This is a genomic window from Mesorhizobium bavaricum (assembly GCF_056781655.1).
Genome location: NZ_CM165566.1, coordinates 3,401,289 through 3,419,004, shown reverse-complemented (window position 1 = coordinate 3,419,004; position 17,716 = coordinate 3,401,289). Strand labels below are relative to the sequence as shown.

The following is a 17,716-nucleotide window of genomic DNA, read 5'->3' as shown; positions in this document are numbered from 1 at the left end:
GTGATCCTGGGAGAAGGATCAGGCGATTGGATCGAGAACTGTCGGCCAGGCCTCCTTGTTGGACTTGATGGCTTCGAGCAGCTTGTCCTCGCCGGTGCGCCGGGCGATCTTCTTCCACTCGGCTTCGGTGTCGGCCATCGCCTGATCGGCGGTCTTGGCCTTGGTCAGTGCCGCCATGAGGTTCTCGTCCAGCGCATTGTGGAAGGCTGTCGCGCCGGGATAATTGATGGTCGGCACCGTCCGCGCCACCGTCTCGCGCACAATGTCCATGTGGTAGGCATGGTAGGTCTGGCGCACCAGCGGATCGGAGAAATCCGAAAGCCGGAACGGATCCAGATAACCGCCGGGATTGGCGCTCATCCAGGCGTAGATGCGGGCGGAGCCCAGCCATTGCAGCAAGAGATAGGCGACCTCCTGGTTCTTCGACTGTGACGAGACCATGCCGGTCAGCGAGAACCAGAGGACGGAACGGCTGATCAGCTTGCCGTCTATCTCGCGTCCGGGCGGCAGCATTGAACCGATCTTGCCGGTGACAGCTGAATCCTTGTTGCCGGCATTGTCGAGGAATTTCGGCAGGTTGGAGAAGGCGCAGGTCATCGCCGCACCACCCTTGGCGAAATTGCCATACTGCTCAGGCCAGCCCCACGAGATCGCATCCGGCGAATGATGCGACAACGATGCGATATATTCGTTGGTGGCGGCGATGCCTTGCTCCGAATTGATCAGCGGCTTGCCGTCATCGCCAAACAGGAACTGGTTCGGCGAGGCCATCGAGACATAGCGCTGGTACCAGTTGGTGTAGCCCCAGCCCTGGTTGCGCAGGTCGGTCGAGCCAAACAGGCCCTTGTCCGGGCGCTGGAAGAAGGCGGCGATGTCGCCATGCTGCTTCCAGGTCTTCGGCGGCGCCAGATCGTAGCCATACTTGTCCTTGAAGGCCTTCTTCTCGGCTTCGTCGCCGAACAGGTCGGTGCGGTAGACCCAGGTCTGGAAGTCTCCGTCCAGCGACACGCCATAGTTCGAGCCGCGATATTTGTTGAGCAGCGACACGCCCTTGGCGCCGTTGACATAGCCGGTGACCGGATCGTCCCACTCGGGCTTGTACTGCGCGACAAAGTCGTCGAGCTTGGCGATCCCGCCGGTTTCGGCGAGGTCGCCGAGGCGGTTCCATTCCGTCGAGTAGATGTCGTACGCCCCACCCTTGGTGGAGATGTCCTGCATCGTCTTGGTGAATTCCTGGCCATTCGGCAGGCCGACGATTTCGATCGGAATGCCGGTTTCCTTTTCCCAAAGATCCTTGATCGACGGCGCGCCGGCCGGGAACGGCTGCGTTAGCTGGCCGATCGAACCGTCCGACAGGCCAAGCACGATCTTGGCCGGCGCCTTGCCGGAACCCTTCAGCGCCTTCGCCGCCTCGATGGCGCGGCCTTCCGGCGTGTCGGCGCCATACTGGTAGTGCTCGGCTCCATCGAAGCCCGTCGGGCCGCCGATCATGCCTGGCGCCAGCGCGTCGGCCGCATAGGCGCGGCTCGGACGAATGAATTTCGGTGCAATACCAGCGGCGGCCATGATCACGGCCGCTTTTCCTCCGGACGCCAGCAAGCGGCGCCGCGACATGCGGATCAAGTCAGACATTGAACTCCTCCTCAGGGCCACGTTTCCTCCACGACCCGATGAAGGATATTGACGGCAGCATGGCAAGGCTGTCAACATCATAAATACTCAAAACACATCACAATATTGCAAATAGGGCAGAGAGATGCGTCATACCGGGATCCATACATCGCTCCAGGTGCCTCGATTTGAGGGAAAATCAATCTTGCCAGCTCTGCGCAGCCCTGCCCGACGATTTGATTTAGCCCGGCGGCTTGCGCATCGGCCAAGGGCGGATACATCGTTTCCCATCAGAATCGCGGATGACACAGAAGCCGTCGCCAGCCGACCTGACGCATGCAGGAGATGAAAGACAGTGCGGTCCACCTTGACTGACATAGCCCGGGAAGCCGGTGTCTCGGCCGCCACGGTCGACCGAGTGCTCAACAATCGCTCCGGCGTGCGGGCGCGCACGCGTGAAATCGTGCTCGAAATGGCGCAGCGGCTCGGCTACATCGCCGAAAGCCCGAACGGGGCGCCGCCGCGGCATTTGCCCGGCGATGTCATCCGGCTCGACTTCGCGCTTCCGGCCGGCACCAATTCCTTCATCAAGATGCTGCACCGGCAGATCGAGGCGCAGGCGCAGTCACGGCCCGACCTCGATGTGCACATCGCCACCATCGAAGGTTTCAACCCGGACGGCCTCGCCCGCCTGCTGCAGGAATTGCGCGGACACACGCAAGGCGTCGGCGTCATCGCACTCGACCATCCGACGGTGCGCGAGGCGATCCGCTCGCTGTCGGCCAACGACATCAAGGTGGTGACCATCGCCTCCGACATCCTGCATGTGCCGAGGGTTGCCTATATCGGGATAGACAACCGCGCCGCCGGGCGGCTTGCCGGCTATCTGCTCAACCGCTTCATGGGATCGGGGCGTCCGGGCAAGGTGGCGCTGTTCGCCGGCTCGCTGTCCTATCGCGGCCACGAGGAGCGCGAGATGGGATTCCGCCATATCCTGATGGAAGAATCGCCCAATCTGCAGATCGTCGAGATGCGCGAAATGCTCGACGACCGCGAAAAGGCCTATTCGGAGGCGTCGGCGCTGCTGGAACGGCACCCCGACCTTGCCGCGATCTACAATGTCGGCGCCGGCAACACCGGCATCGCGCGCGCGCTCAAGGAACGCGGTCGCGCGCAGTCGATGGTCTTCCTCGGCCATGAGGTGACCGACGGCACCAAGGACCTTCTGCTCGATGGCACGCTCGACGCGGTCATCGACCAGAACCCGCGCGTCGAGGCCCGTGAGGCGCTCAACACCTTGACCCATGCGGTCAGGGGACTGCCCTATGAATTGCACCAGCCAAGGCTGCAGGTGATCTTCAAGGAGAATATCCCGGAAATCTGACGGGTTGGACAAGCGGGGCGGCGCGGCGAAGGCCCGCCCCATCGGAGCTTCTGGTCTACTGGACGGCGGCGACTTCCGCGGCCGCAGCGTCGACAAAGCTCTTGTCGACCCATTTGCCGTAGTCGATCGAGCCCTTCAAAAGCCCGGCACCGGCCATGAATTTTTCCTCGCCCTGCAACGCGGCGATCGCATCGTCGGTGAGTTTCGGATCCTGGTGGAACACGCCGTCGGCATAGGTCTTGCGGACGGATTTTTCCGACGACTTGGTCGCCTCGACAAAAATCTTGATCGTCTCCTCGGGATGTGCGTCGGCCCAGCGCGAAATCTCGTTGTCGACCTTCAGCAGCCGCTTGACGAGATCGGGGTATTTCGCCGCGAAGGCGCCATTGACCGAGATGACGTTAGGCACGTTCCATTCCGGATGGGTGCCGGTGTCGAAGAGCACGCGCGCCTCGCCGGTGTCGACCAGCTTGGCCGCGGTCGAATCGGTCTCGACGATGGCGTCGATGTCGCCGCGCAGCAGCCCCGGGCCGGACGCCTCGAAAGGCAGGTTCAGCCCTTCGACGTCATTGGTGGTCAGGCCGACGCTGTTCAGCGCCTTGCTGAAATTCGAATGCCGCACCGTGCCGGTGAGATAGGCAACCTTCTTGCCCTTGAGATCCTGTAGCGTCTTCAGCGGCGAGTCGGCCTTGACGACGATGTAGGAGCCGCCGGCCTTCACATAGCTCGACAGGCCGATCAGCTTGACGTCGGCGCCGGACGCGGCGACGCGCAGCGCCGGATTGTTGCCGGTATAGGTGAACTCGATCGCACCGGTGGCCAGCGCGGTCGTCGCCTCGGAGCCGCCATTGAAGGTCACCAGTTCGACCTTGATGCCGTCCTTGGCGAATTCCTTCTCCCACCAGCCGCCCTTCTGGGCGAGGACGAACTTGAGATGCCCGGGTGCAGTGCTGCCGATGCGGATGACCTCCGGCTTGTCCTGCGCGAAGGCCGGCATGCCGCCAAGGCCGATGACGACGGCAATGGCGCCCTTCAGGAGAAGCCGGCGGAATCCGTCGAATGAGATGGTGGACATGGGGAAAATCCTTCCTGATTGGATGAATGAATGAGCTAAATGAGCGAGGTCTCGGACTGGCCCTTCCAGGCGGTCGCCCAGCGTTCGAACCAGACGAGCAGGTAGTTGACGGTCAGCCCGATGACGGTCAGCGTCAAAATTCCGGCATACATGTCGGCCGTTTCCATCATCAGCTGCGAGTTCTGGATGAGGAAGCCGAGGCCGGATTTTGCCGCCAGCATCTCGGCGCCGATGACGGCGAACAGTGAGGATTTCACCGCGAGCCGTGCGCCGGCGACAATCGAGGGAATGCTGGCGGGCAGGATGACTTTTCGGAACAGATCGAAGTCGGACGTGTCCATCGAGCGCGCCGCCTTGATCAGCAGTGGATCGACCGACTTGACGCCGCTGATCGTGTTGACGAGGAGAAAAAACACCGACGAGTAGAAGGTGATCGCCACCTTCGATTCCTCGCCGATGCCAAGCAACAGGATAAACACCGGCAGCAATGCGAATTGCGAGGTGTTGCGCAGTGTCTGCACCAGTAGATCACTGACCTTCTCGAACAGCGAATAGCGTCCCATCAGCAGCCCGAGGGGAATGGCGACCATCACGCCAAGCGCGAAGCCGATCGCCGCGCGCTGCAGGCTGATGCCGATGTGTTCGATCAGCACGCCCGAGGCGAGCAGGTCCCACCAGGCGACCAGCACCTCGCTCAGCGGCGGGAAGAAGATGCGGTTCAGCCAGCCGAGCCGTGGCGCGACCTCCCAGAGCAGGAAGAACAGGCCGAGCAGCGGCAGGCCATAGAGGAAAGTGCCGTGGCTCGTTCTCTTGCGCCGAGCCTTGGAACTGTAGGCCTTGATGGCCGGCACTCTCGCGGCGGTCACCGTTTCGCCAGCTCCGGCAAACAGATGAAGAGCTCCGGCGGTGCCAAACTTTTCGGTCAGGTAGGCCATGGATCTAGCTCCTCAATGGCTGAAGGCTGGCGACAGCGTCCAGTCCTTCTGCGCCTTGTTGACCTCGTCGCGCAGCACGTCCCAGACGCGGGCGCGATACCCGTTGAATTCGGCGCTGGCGCGGATGTCGCCGTCGCGCGGCCTTGGCAGGTCGATGTCGATGATCTCCTTCACCGTGCCAGGGCGCGCGGTCATCACCACCACCCGGTCGGCGAGGAAGATCGCCTCGTCGATCGAATGTGTGACGAAGATCACCGTCGTCTTGATCTTGCCCCAGATCCGCAACAACTCGCCTTGCAGGAGCTCGCGCGTCTGCTGGTCGAGTGCCGCGAACGGTTCGTCCATCAGCAGCACTTCCGGATTGCTGGCGAGCGCACGCGCGATCGCCACGCGTTGCTGCATGCCGCCGGAAAGCTGGTTGGGGAAACGGTCCTCGAAGCCGGCAAGGCCGAACAGCGACAACAAATGCCGCGCGGTGGCCGTGCGTTCGGCCTTGGCGACGCCGCGCACTTCCAGCGCATATTCGATGTTGGCCAGCGCCGTGCGCCAGGGAAACAGCGCGTATTGCTGGAAGACATAGCCGGTCTTCGAGTCAGGCCTGGTGATGCGCCTGCCGTCGAGCTGGACGTCGCCGCCGGTCGCTTGCGTCAGCCCGCCGATGATATCGAGCAGCACTGACTTGCCCGAGCCGCTCGGGCCGACCAGCGTGATGAACTCGCCCTTGCGGACGGAAAGATCGACGCCGTCGAGCACGGTGACGCGGTCGGTCGCCTCGCCATCGACGGTGACGAACTGCCCCGGCTTGAGTTGGAAGGTCTTGCTGATGTCGCTGACGACGATGCGGTCCATGTTTGGGCGGTCCATGCCTGTCTCCGATCGGTTCACTGGGCCACGCGGATGCGGTGCGTCGGGTCGAATTCCGAGCCGCCGGCCTTGCCGCGCTTCCAGCCGAGCGCGCGGGCATAGCCGCCGAACAGCTGGCGCGCCTCGGCTTGCGCCTCGGTGATGCCGGTCGGCCCTTCGGCGAATTCGGCCACATAAAGCGCGTCGGTCGGGCAGTAGATCTCGCAGAGAAAGCAGGTCTGGCAGTCGTCCTGGCGGGCGATCACAGGCACGCCGCTCTCAGCCGCGTCGAACACATTGGCCGGGCACACCTTGACGCAGATGTCGCATTCGACACAGCGCGTCGCCGAGACGATCTCGATCATGACGCCAGCTCCGCCAGCCGCTCGGGCGCCCCGGCGATGCGGAACTCATCGACGCCGGTGATGACCAGCCGGTGCGCCAGGGCCGGGCTCTTGCCCGGCAGATCGGTGCGGCGATGCATGCCACGGCTTTCGGTGCGGTGCAGCGCGGCGGCCACCGACCAGCGCCCGGCAGCCGCGATCGATGCCGCCTCGCGCGTGCGGACCCGATCCAGCCCCTCGCCCCGCAGATGGTCGCGCACGTCGCACCAGACGCTCTCCAGCCGCAAGCCGCTTTTCTCCAGGCCCTCGCCGCTGCGGAAGAAATTCTTGTCGAGCGGTGTCACCTCGTTGCGCACCGTCTCGATCACCTCGCCTGCCGAGATGTCGGCGCGCAGCGATGCCGCCGGGCGCAGGCCGGCCTGGCCGAGCGGCTGCACCGTGCCGCGGAAGGCCTTGCCGCTCCGGCGCCTGGCATGCGTCGAGGCGCCCTTGCCGGCCCACCAGCCGCTGGCCAGCGCCCAGGAAGAATTGACGGCGCCGCCGCCGGACACCGCGCCGGTCATGATCTCGCGGCTGGCGGCGTCGCCGGCGACGTAGAGGCCGGGCACGCCGGTGGCGCAGTCGGCGGAGACGATGTCGATGCCGCCGGTGCCGCGTACCGTGCCTTCGGCGCGCAAGGTGATGCGGAACAGCTCGGTGAACGGGTCGATGCCGGCGCGGTCATAGGGCACGAAACAATTCGGCTGGCCCTGGCGCAGCCAGCCCTGCAGCGCCGGTTCGGCCTGATCGAGCCGCGCATAGACCGGGCCGTCGATCAGCGCGCGCGCCACCTCTTCCTCCCGATCGCCGATGCCGTTGCGCAACGGCTCGCCAGTTGGACCGAGGATCGGCGAGCTATCCTCGCGATGGAACGAGGCCCAGCGGAACGGCAGGCCCTTGTTCAGCGAAGAGCCGTATGGCGCCAGCGTATACTTGCCGGTGAACTCCATGCCCGACAGGCTGGCGCCGGCTTCCGCCGCCATCAGGTAGCCGTCGCCGGTCAAGCCGGTCGCGCCGAGGATGCGCTCGCGGAAGGCACAGCCGCCGGTCGCCAGCACCACGGCATTGGCGTCGACGCGCCAGTCCTGGCCAGCCTGCCGGGCGACACCGGCGGCCCCGACGATGGCATCACCATCCGACAACAATTCGAGTGCGGGATGATGGTCGAGCACGGTAACGCCGGCGAGGAGCACGCGGCGGCGCATGAAGCGCATGTAGTCCGGCCCGCGCAGATTGGCGATGTAGAGCCGGCCGTCGTCCTCGCTCGGGAAGGGATAGCCCCATTCGGACAGTTTCAGCAGGTTGCGGTAGGCGGTATCGACGCAGCGCAGCATCCAGCGCGGGTCGGCGAGTTCGCCGGTGCGCTGCCAGCGCCGCTCGACGACCGCATGCCTGTTGTCGCCCGGCGGCACGCACCAGGTGCCGGTGTTCGACGGCGCGGTGGCGCCGCTGGTGCCGAGATAACCCTTGTCGGCCAGCACCACCTTGGCCCCGCTCTCGGCCGCCGCGACAGCCGCCCAGGCCGCCGACGGACCGCCGCCCAGCACCAGCACATCGGCCTGGAGATGCAGCGCGTCGGAAGCGGATCGTTGCGGCTTTGGCATGGATACTCGGTGACTGGGTTCGTGACAGCGCTACGCGGCGCGGGCGGCGCTGGAGAACCACACCGGCTCGTTGCCGGCGCTCCATTTGATGTTGCAGCCGATCGACGGCACTTGGCTGGCGGCCGGTCTGCCGCCCTCCAGCACCGTGTCGACCGCCGCGCGCAGATCAGTGCCGGTTACCGGCTTGCCGTTGCCTGGCCGCGCGTCATCGAACTGGCCGTGATAGGCAAGCCGCCGGTCGGCGCCAAACAGGAAGAAGTCGGGCGTGCAGGCCGCGCCATAGGCCTTTGCCGTCTGCTGTGACGCGTCCTTGAGATAGGGGAAGGAATAGCCGAATTTTTCCACCTCTTCGCCGATGCGCGCCAGCGTCTCCTCCGGGTGCGCCTCATGGTCGTTGGCGTTGATCGCCACAATCTGAAGCCCCTTGGCGGCATAGTCCCTGGCAAAGGTGGCGAGCTCCTCGCGGATCAGCACGACGAACGGGCAGCGGTTGGAGATGAAGGCGACGAGCAAGGCCGGCTTGGCATCGAAATCGGCAAGCCGGTGCAGCACGCCATGGGCGTCGGGCAGCAGGAAATCGGCGGCCCTGGTGCCAAGGTCGATCGGGTTGGACTCTGTCTTCGGCATCGATGCGCTCCCTTTTTCAACCGGTACCACAGGCCAAGATGCGAGTGCTTTGAGCGATCGCAGTTAGTCTATGAATTTAGTAGAATTATAGGCTGGAGAGCACGCTGACGGTCAACCGCGCGGCTTAGAATATCGTGCCAATGTTTCAGGCCGAGCCGGCACGTTTGTTCGGGCGCGGGCTGTCTGGAAAGAAATGCGATTTGCGAAGGAAAGATTTGCTCGCAGTGGCGCCTTCAACGCGCCGGTTGGTGTTTGCGCTTCATCGCCTAACCGAGCCGTCGGTCGAAATGGCGACGCGAAGATGCGGGACGCAGTTCCGGTCCACTCAATCTGGCAATCGGCTGACGATCGCCCGGCCATCCGCGCTGAGGCTGATCGAGATACGGTCACCGGAAGCGATGCCGCCGATATCGCACACCACCAGAGGCATGCGGATGTCGTAGAGGAATTCGGCGACGATGGCGCCCACCGCAAGGATCGGGTCCGGCCGCTCCAAGAGAATGCCGGCCGGCGCCGTTCCCCTGCGGATCGCCTCGGCCAGAACCGATGACGAGGACGACGAGCCGCGCCCGCTCGGCAAGACCAGGATCCTGCCGGCGACATTCTGACCGAGACCAGGATGCGAATGATCCGATATGTCGCCGGTCTCGGCGTTGATGCCGCCCCAGAAGCTGAGCGGCTGCGAAAACACCAGCGCCTGGCCTGAAGCCTCGCCGGCCAGTTGGAAAGTGCCGGTCCGCTCGACGGCCCTGGTTTCCACTGGCTGCGTCATGAGGCGCTCCGCACGACATGCCCGACTGCTGCGGAGCGGATGCAATCCTTCATGTCGGCGAAGGCGACGGACACCCCGATATTGCCCGGCGCATAATGCGCCCATTTGCCGGAATTGGTCATCACCACGCCGTCGAGGCGCTCGAGGATCGAGGTCACATAGGTGCAGGTGTCTGCGACCGGGATCAGGCCGAAAGCCTCCATGCCGGCCAGCGCGCCCTCTTCCTGCAGCCGCGTCAGCGTCGCGCGCCCAGTGTTGACATAGATCGGAATGCGCCTGCGCGGCGCGACCTCGCGCAGCAACGGCAACAGGCGCATCCATTCCTCATGCGAGAAATGCGGCGTGCCCAGCGACACAGCCGCCAGCGGCGCGCCGTCCGGCACGGTCGACAGTCTGGCCAGCGCATGATCGATATCAGCGCGGGTGATGCCGATCGTCTCTTCCGGCGCATGGCCCTGGAACGCCTCGTCAAGCGTTCTTGCTTCCGGCGTGATGCCGACCGCATGGAACAACGCCACCGCGCCGGTGGTTGCCGCGGCAGCGCCCAACGCCTTCAACTGGTCCTCGTCGCGCGGCTGCGGCAGGCCTGCAATGACCGGAATGCGGTCGCCGCTCGCTTGCCCGACGATCAGCCCGACGCCGACGAACAGGCCGTCGCTCGGTTCCGGCTCGGCAACGGCCAGCTCGAACAGGATCCGGCCGCGCCGGTTCTCGCTCAGATGCAGCCCCCAGGCCGGCGCGCGCCCGGTCATGGCGCAGCACAGGTCGATGAAATCACCGTAGCGGTTGGTGCGGGCGCCTATGACCGAATTGGCAAAGACGATGGCGTTGGATTCGCCCCAGGCGATCTGCTCGCCGAAGCCGGGTCGGAACCGCGTTTGATAGGGCGCGCAGGTGAACGTCGCCTGACAGCCAAGCTCCAGATGGGCCTTCATCAGCCGCCGCGCCGGCACCTCTTCCGCCGCTGGCATCTTCACCATGCCGGGATGGATGAGATCGAACGAGCCGACATTCAATGTCGTCGGCACCCGGACACGGCCGCCGCCCTCGACCAGCCGTTCGACGAAATCGAGCCCTGCCTTGCCGTGGTAGAGACAGCCGTCGATATGCGAGCTGGCAATATCGAGCAGGCTGCCCGCCCCGACCGCATTGGAAAACGCGACCAAGATCTTCATCGCGGCGGCTACGGGCGGGCCGCGCTCGCCGTCGAGCATGGATCGGTCCTCGGCCGTCAATTCCAGCGTCATCGATGTGCTCCGGGCTCGTGCCCGGTTATGCTGTCCCTGATTACGAACAGTCTGGCAAGACCCAGCAAGTGTCAGTTTGTAGCGATCAGCACCGTGCTCTCCGGCGACCAGCGCAGCACCACGTCCTGCCCCTCCGCCAGTCGCTCGATGCCGGTGTTCTGCACGATGACCTTGAGCGTTTGGCCGGCACGCTCGACGAAGTAAGTGCTGTTGTTGCCCGCGAAGATGCGTTTCGACACTTGCCCCCGCAGCACATTCGCGTTCGCGGCATCCGAAGCCCCTGCATCGGTGGCGATGCGGATCCGCTCGGGCCGCACGGCGCAGCTGGCCTTGGTGCCGGCGGCAAGCTTGGCGCCAGCGCCCGCGGCGATCGCCGTGCCGTCCGCCAGCCGGATGCCGTCACCGGTCGTGTCGCCGCGAAAGATGTTGGCGTCGCCGAGGAAAGTGGCGGCGAATTCGCTCTTCGGCCGGTCGTAGATCTCCTCGGGCGGGCCTTCCTGCACCAGCCTGCCGTCGCGCAAGATGCCGATGCGGTCGCTCATCGTCAGCGCTTCTTCCTGGTCGTGGGTGACGAAGATGGTGGTGATGCCGATCTCGCGCTGGATGCGCTTCAACTCGATCTGCATGTCGACGCGCAACGCCTTGTCGAGCGCGCCGAGCGGCTCGTCGAGCAACAGCACGCGCGGCTTGGTGACGATGGCCCGCGCCAGCGCCACGCGCTGGCGCTGGCCGCCGGACAATTGATGCGGCCGTCGGCCACCCAGCTTGCCGAGCTGCACGAGGTCGAGTGCGCGCTGCACCTCGTCGGCAATCACCGTCTTGGCCTCGCCGCGCACCGACAGACCGAAGGCGACATTGTCGGCAACGCTCATATTGGGAAACAGCGCATAGTTCTGGAACACCATGCCGATGCGCCGCTTCTCGACCGGCACCCGCTCGACGCTCTCGCCGCCGATTGCAATGCGGCCACTGTCGGGAAAGTCGAACCCGGCGATCTGCCGCAGCAGCGTGGTCTTGCCGCTGCCCGACGGTCCAAGCAGCGCATAGAAGCCGCCATCGGCGAAATCGATGGAGACGTCGTCCAGCGCCTTGTGCGCACCAAAGCTGCGCGACACATTCGATACCTGCACGCCCGCCATTACTTCTCTCCGCCGAATTTGAAGAACCGTGCCGTGAGCAGCATCAGCGCCATCGACACGACAATGATGATCGTCGAGACCGCATTGATCTCGGGGGTGAAACCTTTGCGGATCGCCGCGTAGATTTCGACCGGGAGCGTCGTCTGGCCGGGCGTCGCTAGGAAATAGGACACCACGAACTGGTCGAACGACACCGCGAAGGCGAACAGCCCGCCGGCAATGACGCCGGGCATGATCCACGGCAGCGTGACGCGGCGCGTCACTTGCCACTGGTTGGCGCCGAGCGAGCGCGCCGCCTCTTCCAGTTCCGGCGCAAAGGTCTGCAGCCGGGCCGAGACGACGACGATGACATAGGGCAGCGCCAGCGCGACATGGCCGAGCAGGATCGCATGCAGGCCGCGGCCGATGCCGACGCCGAAGAAGAAGATCAGCATCGCCGTGCCGGTGATCAGCCACGGAATGGCGATCGGGGGAAACAGCAGCGCCTGCAGGAATTTCTTGCCGCGAAATTCATAGCGATAAAGCGCCAGCGACGCCGCCGAGCCGAGCACCGTGCAGATGATGGTGGTGATGATGGCGATCTCGACACTGTTCCAGGTGGCGGCAATCAATTGATCGTTCTGCCACGGCGATGCGTACCATTCTGTCGTCCATTCGAACGGCAGTTGGTAGAAGGGCGAGACGTTGAACGACATCAGGGCCATGATGATGATCGGCAGGTATAGGAAGGCGAGCAACAGCCAGATGTAGAGGCGGCCGAGCCATTCAAGGATGCGGGTCGTCGCCATCAAGCAGCCCTCTTGAGCACCGGCGAGGCCACCGCCAGGATGACCAGCACGACGGCCAGCAGGATGAAGGAGAGCGCCGCGCCCAGCGGCCAGTTGAACACCGCCACGAATTGGTCCTCGATGACCGTGCCGTAGAAGGTGCCAGTGCGGCCGCCGAGGATGCGCGGTTCCATGAATGAGCCGACAACCGGCACAAAAATCAGCGCCGCACCCGCTACCAATCCGGGCAAGGAGAGCGGGATGATCACCCGCTTCAAAACCTGCAGCCGCGAGGCGCCAAGCGAGCGTCCGGCCTCGATCAGCGAGTCGTCGATCGCCTGCAGCGTGAGGTAGCAGGTCAGCACCATGTAAGGCACGTAGGAATGCACCAGTCCGATGATCACGGCCGGATAGGAATACATCAGGTCGATGTTGATCTTGAACGGCAGCACCGCGTTGAGCGCCGTGTCGAGGATGCCGCCCTCGCGCAGCACCATCGCCCAGGAGAAGATGCGCACAAGCCCGTTCGACCAGAACGGCAGGATGACCAGCAGGAAGATCGCCTCGCGGCTGCGGCCCTTCAGCACCTTGGCCAGCACATAGGCAGCCGGGTAGCCGATGACGATGCACCACAGCGTCACCTCGAGGCCGAGGCGCAACGAGGCGAGCAGCAGCGTGAGATAGAGGCTTTGCGAGAAGAAGGCGGCATAGTTGCCGAGCGTGAACGCCCACGGCTTTCCCGACAGCGGCAGTTCGGTCATGAACGAGAAGAAGACCATCGCCGACAGCGGCAGGAAGATTGCCACCGTCAGCCAGAGATAGGCAGGCGCCAGCAGCGGCAATGCCGATCTCAGCCCGCTTCGCGACGCTGTCGCAGCTGCCATGATACCCTCCTCCCCAGGATTGAAAGTGCCAGCCGGCGCGAACCGCCGGCTGGCCCGGACGCGAGCTTACTTCACGTCGACCTTGAGCTGCTGCCAAAGCGCCAGATAGGCCTCGCGCTGTGCGTCGGTGATCGGCGCCTGGAACTGGATGCGCTTGGCCACTTCGGGGTCGCCCATCACCTTGCGGTTGAAGGCATCCTCGGGCAGCGCTTCCACCGCCTTGGTGTTCGCCGACACCGGCGCGCCGACCTTGGTGACCCATTCGACATAGAATTTCGGGTCGATCATGTAGTTGATGAAGGCCTCGGCGCCAGCGACGTTCTTGGCGCCGACCGGAATGGAAAAGGCGTCGAGCCAGGCGACGGCGCCTTCCTGCGGAACAACCAGCGCGACCGGCAGCTTGAAGTGCGTCTTGGCGCGGTCGGCCGAGCCGCTCCAATAGGTACCGATGTCGATCTGGTTGGATGCGACCATCTGGTTCCAGTCGTTCTCCGAGCTCCAGAACGTCTTGATCTGCGGCATCAGCGAGGTGAGCTTCGCCTTGACGGCGTCCATATCCTTGATGTCGTTGATGTTCTGGCCGGTGGCGATGGCGCCGAACTGCACCGCCTCGACGGCATCGTCACGAATGACGACACGTCCCTTGTGGGCGGCATCCCACATCTCGGCGATGCTGGTTGGCGGCTTGTCGAAGGATTTCTCGTTGATGGCGAGCGCCGTCAGACCCCACACCCACGGCACGCCATAGACCTTGCCGTCATGGACAAGCATTGGCGAGCCTGCCTTGTCCTTGCTGATGTCGGCGTAGTTCGGCAACTTGGAAGTGTCGATCGGCTGGATCAGCTTTCCGTCCATCGCCTGGTCGTTGAAGGCGGCATTGATCATGACGACGTCATAGAGGCCGGGATTGGTCCGGATTTTGGTCAGCATTTCCTGTTCGGAGTTGAAGAAGTCGTTGATGACCTTGTTGCCGGTGGCCTTTTCGAAAGCCGCAACGGCCCACGGCTCGTCGGTTCCGTAGCCCTTCCAGTTGAGCACATGCACGTCGTCGGCCTTGGCGGCGAAGGCGAGTGCGGAGGTGAAGACGGCGGTCGCCGTCAGCAGAGCAGTCAAGTGAGGCATGCGCATGGTTGGTTCCTCTCTGTGGGTTTGCCCGCTTTCCCGGGCTTGTCAGGCTTTCTGGCAGTTATGCATTGGCCTCCTGTGTCCGGCCTGCGCGCGACGGGTCGGCGGCATGGCTAAGGAATGTCTGGATTTCGTGATCGGCCGGCGCCGACGAGCCGCCATGGCGGGTGACCGAAATGGCGGCCGCCGCATTGGCGTAGCGCGCTGCCTCGAAGGGCGGGATGCCGCGCGCCAGGGCGCCGACGAAGGCGCCGATATGGGTGTCGCCGGCGCCATTGGTGTCGATGGCGGCAACCTTGAAGCCGGCAATTGTCCGCGCCGAGCCATCGGCCAGCCGCACGAGGCAGCCCTTGGCGCCGGCGCGGATGACCACGCCCGCTGCCTTCGGGCAGTGATCGTCCAGCAGCCGCGCGGCGACCGTTTCAACGTCGCCCGAACCGGCAATCTCGCCCGCTTCCGTCGTGTTGCAGCTCAGCCAGGTGGTGCGGGCGAGTACCCGCGACAGGATGGGGCGCGGAATGTCCGATATCACCGGCGTCGGATCGAAGACGAGGGGAATGTCTGCCGGCAGTGCCTCGATCCAGTCGGTGAGCGCGTCGCGGCTTGCCGGATAGCTCAGCGTATAGCCGGAGGTGAACACCCAATCCCCCGACGCGACACCCACGGGCTCCATCATGTCGAGGCTGAGCACGCTCTCCGCTCCTGGCCACGAGACGAAGGTGCGCTCGGCGTCGGCGCTGATCATGGCGACGCAGTTGCCGCTGTCCATGACAGGTGATGGCGGCGTCAGCGTCTCGATACCTTCGCTGGCGAAGGCGGCGCGCAAAAAATCGCCATTCGGTCCGCTGCCGAGCTGGCCGCCAAATACCACTCTCATGCCGGTGCGGGAGGCCGCGACCATCATGTTGAAGCCGCCGCCGGCGACCTGGGCGAAGCTGGATGCGGTCTTCTCAGCGCCAGGCGCCGGCAAGGCGTCGATACGGTAGACATAGTCGACCACGGCGCTGCCGATATGGACGAGGCGCCCGCTCATGCCGCCGCGTCCTTGCCGGAGCCGGTTTTCGCCAACCTTGCCTCCACGAGATCGGCGGCAAGCGAGCGAACCTCTGACATGTCGATGCCGACGAGCCTGGCGATCTGCTGTTGCGGCAATCGGGAAAAGCCGGCGCAGGCGCCGGCCATGCCCGCCGCGATGGCGCCGATCGTGTCGGTGTCGCCGCCGAGATTGGCGCTGATGACCGCCGCTTGCCATGGATCGCCGCCGGCGACTTCCAGCACAGCGAAGGCGGCCGGAACCGATTCCTGGCTGGCGACGCCGGTGCCGACCAGCTCGGTGATCAGCCGGACCGCATCCTTCAGCGCCTTGCCACGCACGATATCCTGCGCCCATACGATGCGCGCGGCGATGTCGCCGCCGGTCACCCAATTGCCGAGCGTCGCCCCTCGCCTGGCCGCCGCAACGGCGCTGTCGGACGCGCCGCGCCAGCCGCTGCCCGCGACGCCGCGGCTGACGGCGGCAGCGACGGCGGCGGCTGAAGCGATGGCGATCGAAGTGTTGTGCGTCGCCCGGCAGGCCTCCGCCACCTTGGCGACCAGCGCGTCGAGCGGCTCCAGCGGCATCATGATGCCGACAGGGGCAATACGCATGGCCGCACCATTGGTGTCGCCGCCGCGCCCGGCCTCTTCCGCCGGCACGCCATTGTTGATGGCATCGATGGCGCGCTTGGTCGACGGCCCCAGCAGATCGTAGCTGCCGCGTGCCTTGACCTCGCGCTCCCAGTCGAGCAGCGCGTTGACCCAGCGCGCATGGTCGAAGCGGTCGCCGGACTCCACCAGGATGCGGCCAAGCAGAAGCGCCTGTTCGGTGTCGTCGGTGACCGTGCCGGCCAGAAGCCCTTTCGACACCGGGTGGTCGGCCACCGGGGCGACGAAATCGTCGACATGGCCATAGAGCTCGGCGATGCGGGCCGGCGACAGAAGCTGCGTCGGCATGCCCAGCGCATCGCCGATCGCCCCGCCGACAAGTGCGCCCATGGCGCGGTCGATCGCCTTGCTGGTTGCATCCGACATCGCTCAGAACCTCATATGCAGCGCGAAATGCGCCGGGTTGAGCAGGCTGGTGACATATTCGATGGGCCGGTCATCGGCGGCGCGGGTCAACCGGCGGCCGCGCAGGAACGGCGTGCCTTGCGGACAGCCGAGGATGGCGGCGTCCTCGGCATTGAGCATCTCGATCTCCACCCATTCCTCGCCATGGTCCGGAATGAGACCAGCGTCACGCAGAGTCTGGTGCAGCGAACCCTCGCGCAGGCCGCGCAGCGGTACGTCCTCCAGTTCCGGCGACAGCGGCAGCCGACTGCGCTCGATGGAAATCGCATGGCCGTCGCTGGCGTTCGTGCGCACCCGGTCGACGGCAATGAAAAACGGGCTTTCAATGCCGAGCCAGGCGGCCAGGTCGGCGTCCTCGATCACCTCCAGCCGCAGCGTCCGGGTCTCGGCATTGGCGCCTGCATCGGCGAGCGCCCGCGACCAGCCGATCGCATCGTCGACTGGCTTGCCATCGAAGGTGACGAACGAGCCGATGCCGACCTTGGTGGTGATCAGCCCGCGGCTGGACAGTTCCTCGAGGCCCTTGCGAACCGTGTTGCGGCTGACGGAGAAGCGCTGGACCAGCTCGTTCTCGCTTTGCAGGCGGTCGCCGAAACCGAGTACGCCGGAGCGGATTTCGTGCTCCAGGACTGTGGCGATCTGCTCGGGCTTGCCCGTGCCAGGAGACAGTTGAACCGCGCGGCGCTTCATATGCGTACCTGTCTAGTGAACCTGTATAGTCCTGTTCAATATACGGATGAGGATGCCGTGTCAACGGCATGCCGAAGGCAAGCCCTGCCGGTACTGAATGGTGCGGAAACTCCTGCAATTTGGACTTCGAAAAACCGATCCGAACGCAGAAAAGACAACGATCAATCAAGAGGATAGAGCAAAGCCCTGATGCAATTTTGGCCCGACAGTTCTATGGCATCGAAACTTCACGAGGTTCAACGAGGATGTCTGCCTCGATAGCGGCGCTGATGAACGCTGCCCGTGCCGCCGAGGCTTCCTTCTTGCCCTCAAGCACGGCCAGGCAGACCTTGCGGGCAGCCATGTGTCTTTGCCCTGTCGCAACCGGCCAGCGGTTCATCAGAATATCGGCGGCCTGAGCGACCCGCTCCACGTTGAAGATCGAGTTTCGCGATCTGCCGAGCGCGATCCTGACCGGCTCATCGAAACGCTGGTCTCGCACCACGCCACCTCCCGAAATCGAACGTGCCGACCCAATTTCC

At 64.7% G+C, this 17,716-nt stretch carries 18 protein-coding genes; 1 reads left to right on the top strand and 17 read right to left on the bottom strand.

Annotated elements, in window-relative coordinates:
- Nucleotides 1-18 precede the first annotated feature (18 nt).
- Nucleotides 19-1,632: an extracellular solute-binding protein gene (locus AC1RZR_RS16835; RefSeq protein WP_477274318.1), complete on the bottom strand. Its 1,614-nt coding sequence runs from the start codon at nucleotides 1,630-1,632 to the stop codon at nucleotides 19-21.
- A gap of 334 nt (nucleotides 1,633-1,966) precedes the next feature.
- On the opposite strand from AC1RZR_RS16835, the gene AC1RZR_RS16830 reads away from it, so the two are divergent.
- The gene (locus AC1RZR_RS16830) at nucleotides 1,967-2,995 is read left to right on the top strand and encodes a LacI family DNA-binding transcriptional regulator (RefSeq protein ID WP_477274316.1); all 1,029 of its coding nucleotides are present in this window, start codon (nucleotides 1,967-1,969) and stop codon (nucleotides 2,993-2,995) included.
- Nucleotides 2,996-3,050: 55 nt separating this feature from the next.
- On the opposite strand, the gene AC1RZR_RS16825 is transcribed toward AC1RZR_RS16830, so the two are convergent.
- From AC1RZR_RS16825 to AC1RZR_RS16750, 16 genes are all read right to left on the bottom strand, one after another.
- Nucleotides 3,051-4,070 (bottom strand): aliphatic sulfonate ABC transporter substrate-binding protein, encoded by a 1,020-nt coding sequence (locus AC1RZR_RS16825; RefSeq protein WP_481825339.1) that lies wholly within the window; start codon nucleotides 4,068-4,070, stop codon nucleotides 3,051-3,053.
- Nucleotides 4,071-4,105: 35 nt separating this feature from the next.
- Nucleotides 4,106-5,005: an ABC transporter permease gene (locus AC1RZR_RS16820; protein ID WP_481825338.1), complete on the bottom strand. Its 900-nt coding sequence runs from the start codon at nucleotides 5,003-5,005 to the stop codon at nucleotides 4,106-4,108.
- 12 nt (nucleotides 5,006-5,017) lie between these two features.
- Entirely contained in the window at nucleotides 5,018-5,854 is an 837-nt protein-coding gene (locus AC1RZR_RS16815) for an ABC transporter ATP-binding protein (RefSeq protein ID WP_477274997.1), read from the bottom strand.
- Nucleotides 5,855-5,886: 32 nt separating this feature from the next.
- Nucleotides 5,887-6,213, bottom strand: a complete 327-nt coding sequence (locus tag AC1RZR_RS16810) for a 4Fe-4S dicluster domain-containing protein (protein ID WP_481825337.1) — start codon at nucleotides 6,211-6,213, stop codon at nucleotides 5,887-5,889.
- Nucleotides 6,210-7,835: an FAD-binding protein gene (locus tag AC1RZR_RS16805; RefSeq protein ID WP_481825336.1), complete on the bottom strand. Its 1,626-nt coding sequence runs from the start codon at nucleotides 7,833-7,835 to the stop codon at nucleotides 6,210-6,212. The genes AC1RZR_RS16810 and AC1RZR_RS16805 overlap by 4 nt, the downstream gene beginning before the upstream one ends.
- A 30-nt stretch (nucleotides 7,836-7,865) precedes the next feature.
- Nucleotides 7,866-8,462 carry a thioredoxin family protein gene (locus AC1RZR_RS16800; protein ID WP_481825335.1) on the bottom strand — a complete coding sequence of 199 codons (597 nt, stop codon included), beginning with the start codon at nucleotides 8,460-8,462 and terminating at the stop codon, nucleotides 7,866-7,868.
- Between the two features lie 325 nt (nucleotides 8,463-8,787).
- Nucleotides 8,788-9,234, bottom strand: a complete 447-nt coding sequence (locus tag AC1RZR_RS16795) for an aconitase X swivel domain-containing protein (RefSeq protein ID WP_481825334.1) — start codon at nucleotides 9,232-9,234, stop codon at nucleotides 8,788-8,790.
- Nucleotides 9,231-10,481 carry an aconitase X gene (locus tag AC1RZR_RS16790; RefSeq protein WP_481825333.1) on the bottom strand — a complete coding sequence of 417 codons (1,251 nt, stop codon included), beginning with the start codon at nucleotides 10,479-10,481 and terminating at the stop codon, nucleotides 9,231-9,233. Before AC1RZR_RS16790 ends, AC1RZR_RS16795 begins: the two co-directional genes overlap by 4 nt.
- Nucleotides 10,482-10,552: 71 nt before the next feature.
- Nucleotides 10,553-11,620, bottom strand: coding sequence for an ABC transporter ATP-binding protein (locus AC1RZR_RS16785; protein WP_481825332.1), 1,068 nt, complete (start codon nucleotides 11,618-11,620; stop codon nucleotides 10,553-10,555).
- The gene (locus AC1RZR_RS16780; RefSeq protein ID WP_481825331.1) at nucleotides 11,620-12,408 is read right to left on the bottom strand and encodes an ABC transporter permease; all 789 of its coding nucleotides are present in this window, start codon (nucleotides 12,406-12,408) and stop codon (nucleotides 11,620-11,622) included. Before AC1RZR_RS16780 ends, AC1RZR_RS16785 begins: the two co-directional genes overlap by 1 nt.
- A complete protein-coding gene (locus AC1RZR_RS16775) occupies nucleotides 12,408-13,271 on the bottom strand; it encodes an ABC transporter permease (RefSeq protein ID WP_481825330.1) in 864 nt (287 codons plus the stop codon). The genes AC1RZR_RS16780 and AC1RZR_RS16775 overlap by 1 nt, the downstream gene beginning before the upstream one ends.
- Nucleotides 13,272-13,337: 66 nt before the next feature.
- Complete coding sequence (locus AC1RZR_RS16770; RefSeq protein WP_481825329.1) at nucleotides 13,338-14,399, bottom strand: ABC transporter substrate-binding protein; 1,062 nt, start codon at nucleotides 14,397-14,399, stop codon at nucleotides 13,338-13,340.
- Nucleotides 14,400-14,457: 58 nt separating this feature from the next.
- On the bottom strand, nucleotides 14,458-15,429 hold the full coding sequence (locus tag AC1RZR_RS16765) for a PfkB family carbohydrate kinase (protein ID WP_477274292.1): 972 nt from the start codon (nucleotides 15,427-15,429) through the stop codon (nucleotides 14,458-14,460).
- Nucleotides 15,426-16,466, bottom strand: coding sequence for an ADP-ribosylglycohydrolase family protein (locus tag AC1RZR_RS16760; RefSeq protein ID WP_477274290.1), 1,041 nt, complete (start codon nucleotides 16,464-16,466; stop codon nucleotides 15,426-15,428). The genes AC1RZR_RS16765 and AC1RZR_RS16760 overlap by 4 nt, the downstream gene beginning before the upstream one ends.
- Nucleotides 16,467-16,469: 3 nt before the next feature.
- Nucleotides 16,470-17,195, bottom strand: a complete 726-nt coding sequence (locus AC1RZR_RS16755) for a GntR family transcriptional regulator (protein ID WP_477274288.1) — start codon at nucleotides 17,193-17,195, stop codon at nucleotides 16,470-16,472.
- 211 nt (nucleotides 17,196-17,406) lie between these two features.
- A complete protein-coding gene (locus tag AC1RZR_RS16750) occupies nucleotides 17,407-17,676 on the bottom strand; it encodes a DUF982 domain-containing protein (protein WP_481825328.1) in 270 nt (89 codons plus the stop codon).
- Nucleotides 17,677-17,716 lie beyond the last annotated feature (40 nt).

What these genes read in the sequence shown, in the direction of transcription:
- AC1RZR_RS16755 (WP_477274288.1), bottom strand. Translation starts at nt 17,195, where the DNA reads ATGAAGCGCCGCGCGGTTCAACTGTCTCCTGGCACGGGCAAGCCCGAG.
- AC1RZR_RS16810 (WP_481825337.1), bottom strand. Translation starts at nt 6,213, where the DNA reads ATGATCGAGATCGTCTCGGCGACGCGCTGTGTCGAATGCGACATCTGC.
- AC1RZR_RS16765 (WP_477274292.1), bottom strand. Translation starts at nt 15,429, where the DNA reads ATGAGCGGGCGCCTCGTCCATATCGGCAGCGCCGTGGTCGACTATGTC.
- AC1RZR_RS16815 (WP_477274997.1), bottom strand. Translation starts at nt 5,854, where the DNA reads ATGGACCGCATCGTCGTCAGCGACATCAGCAAGACCTTCCAACTCAAG.
- AC1RZR_RS16760 (WP_477274290.1), bottom strand. Translation starts at nt 16,466, where the DNA reads ATGTCGGATGCAACCAGCAAGGCGATCGACCGCGCCATGGGCGCACTT.
- AC1RZR_RS16775 (WP_481825330.1), bottom strand. Translation starts at nt 13,271, where the DNA reads ATGGCAGCTGCGACAGCGTCGCGAAGCGGGCTGAGATCGGCATTGCCG.
- AC1RZR_RS16820 (WP_481825338.1), bottom strand. Translation starts at nt 5,005, where the DNA reads ATGGCCTACCTGACCGAAAAGTTTGGCACCGCCGGAGCTCTTCATCTG.
- AC1RZR_RS16785 (WP_481825332.1), bottom strand. Translation starts at nt 11,620, where the DNA reads ATGGCGGGCGTGCAGGTATCGAATGTGTCGCGCAGCTTTGGTGCGCAC.
- AC1RZR_RS16835 (WP_477274318.1), bottom strand. Translation starts at nt 1,632, where the DNA reads ATGTCTGACTTGATCCGCATGTCGCGGCGCCGCTTGCTGGCGTCCGGA.
- AC1RZR_RS16795 (WP_481825334.1), bottom strand. Translation starts at nt 9,234, where the DNA reads ATGACGCAGCCAGTGGAAACCAGGGCCGTCGAGCGGACCGGCACTTTC.
- AC1RZR_RS16770 (WP_481825329.1), bottom strand. Translation starts at nt 14,399, where the DNA reads ATGCGCATGCCTCACTTGACTGCTCTGCTGACGGCGACCGCCGTCTTC.
- AC1RZR_RS16780 (WP_481825331.1), bottom strand. Translation starts at nt 12,408, where the DNA reads ATGGCGACGACCCGCATCCTTGAATGGCTCGGCCGCCTCTACATCTGG.
- AC1RZR_RS16805 (WP_481825336.1), bottom strand. Translation starts at nt 7,835, where the DNA reads ATGCCAAAGCCGCAACGATCCGCTTCCGACGCGCTGCATCTCCAGGCC.
- AC1RZR_RS16800 (WP_481825335.1), bottom strand. Translation starts at nt 8,462, where the DNA reads ATGCCGAAGACAGAGTCCAACCCGATCGACCTTGGCACCAGGGCCGCC.
- AC1RZR_RS16825 (WP_481825339.1), bottom strand. Translation starts at nt 4,070, where the DNA reads ATGTCCACCATCTCATTCGACGGATTCCGCCGGCTTCTCCTGAAGGGC.
- AC1RZR_RS16790 (WP_481825333.1), bottom strand. Translation starts at nt 10,481, where the DNA reads ATGACGCTGGAATTGACGGCCGAGGACCGATCCATGCTCGACGGCGAG.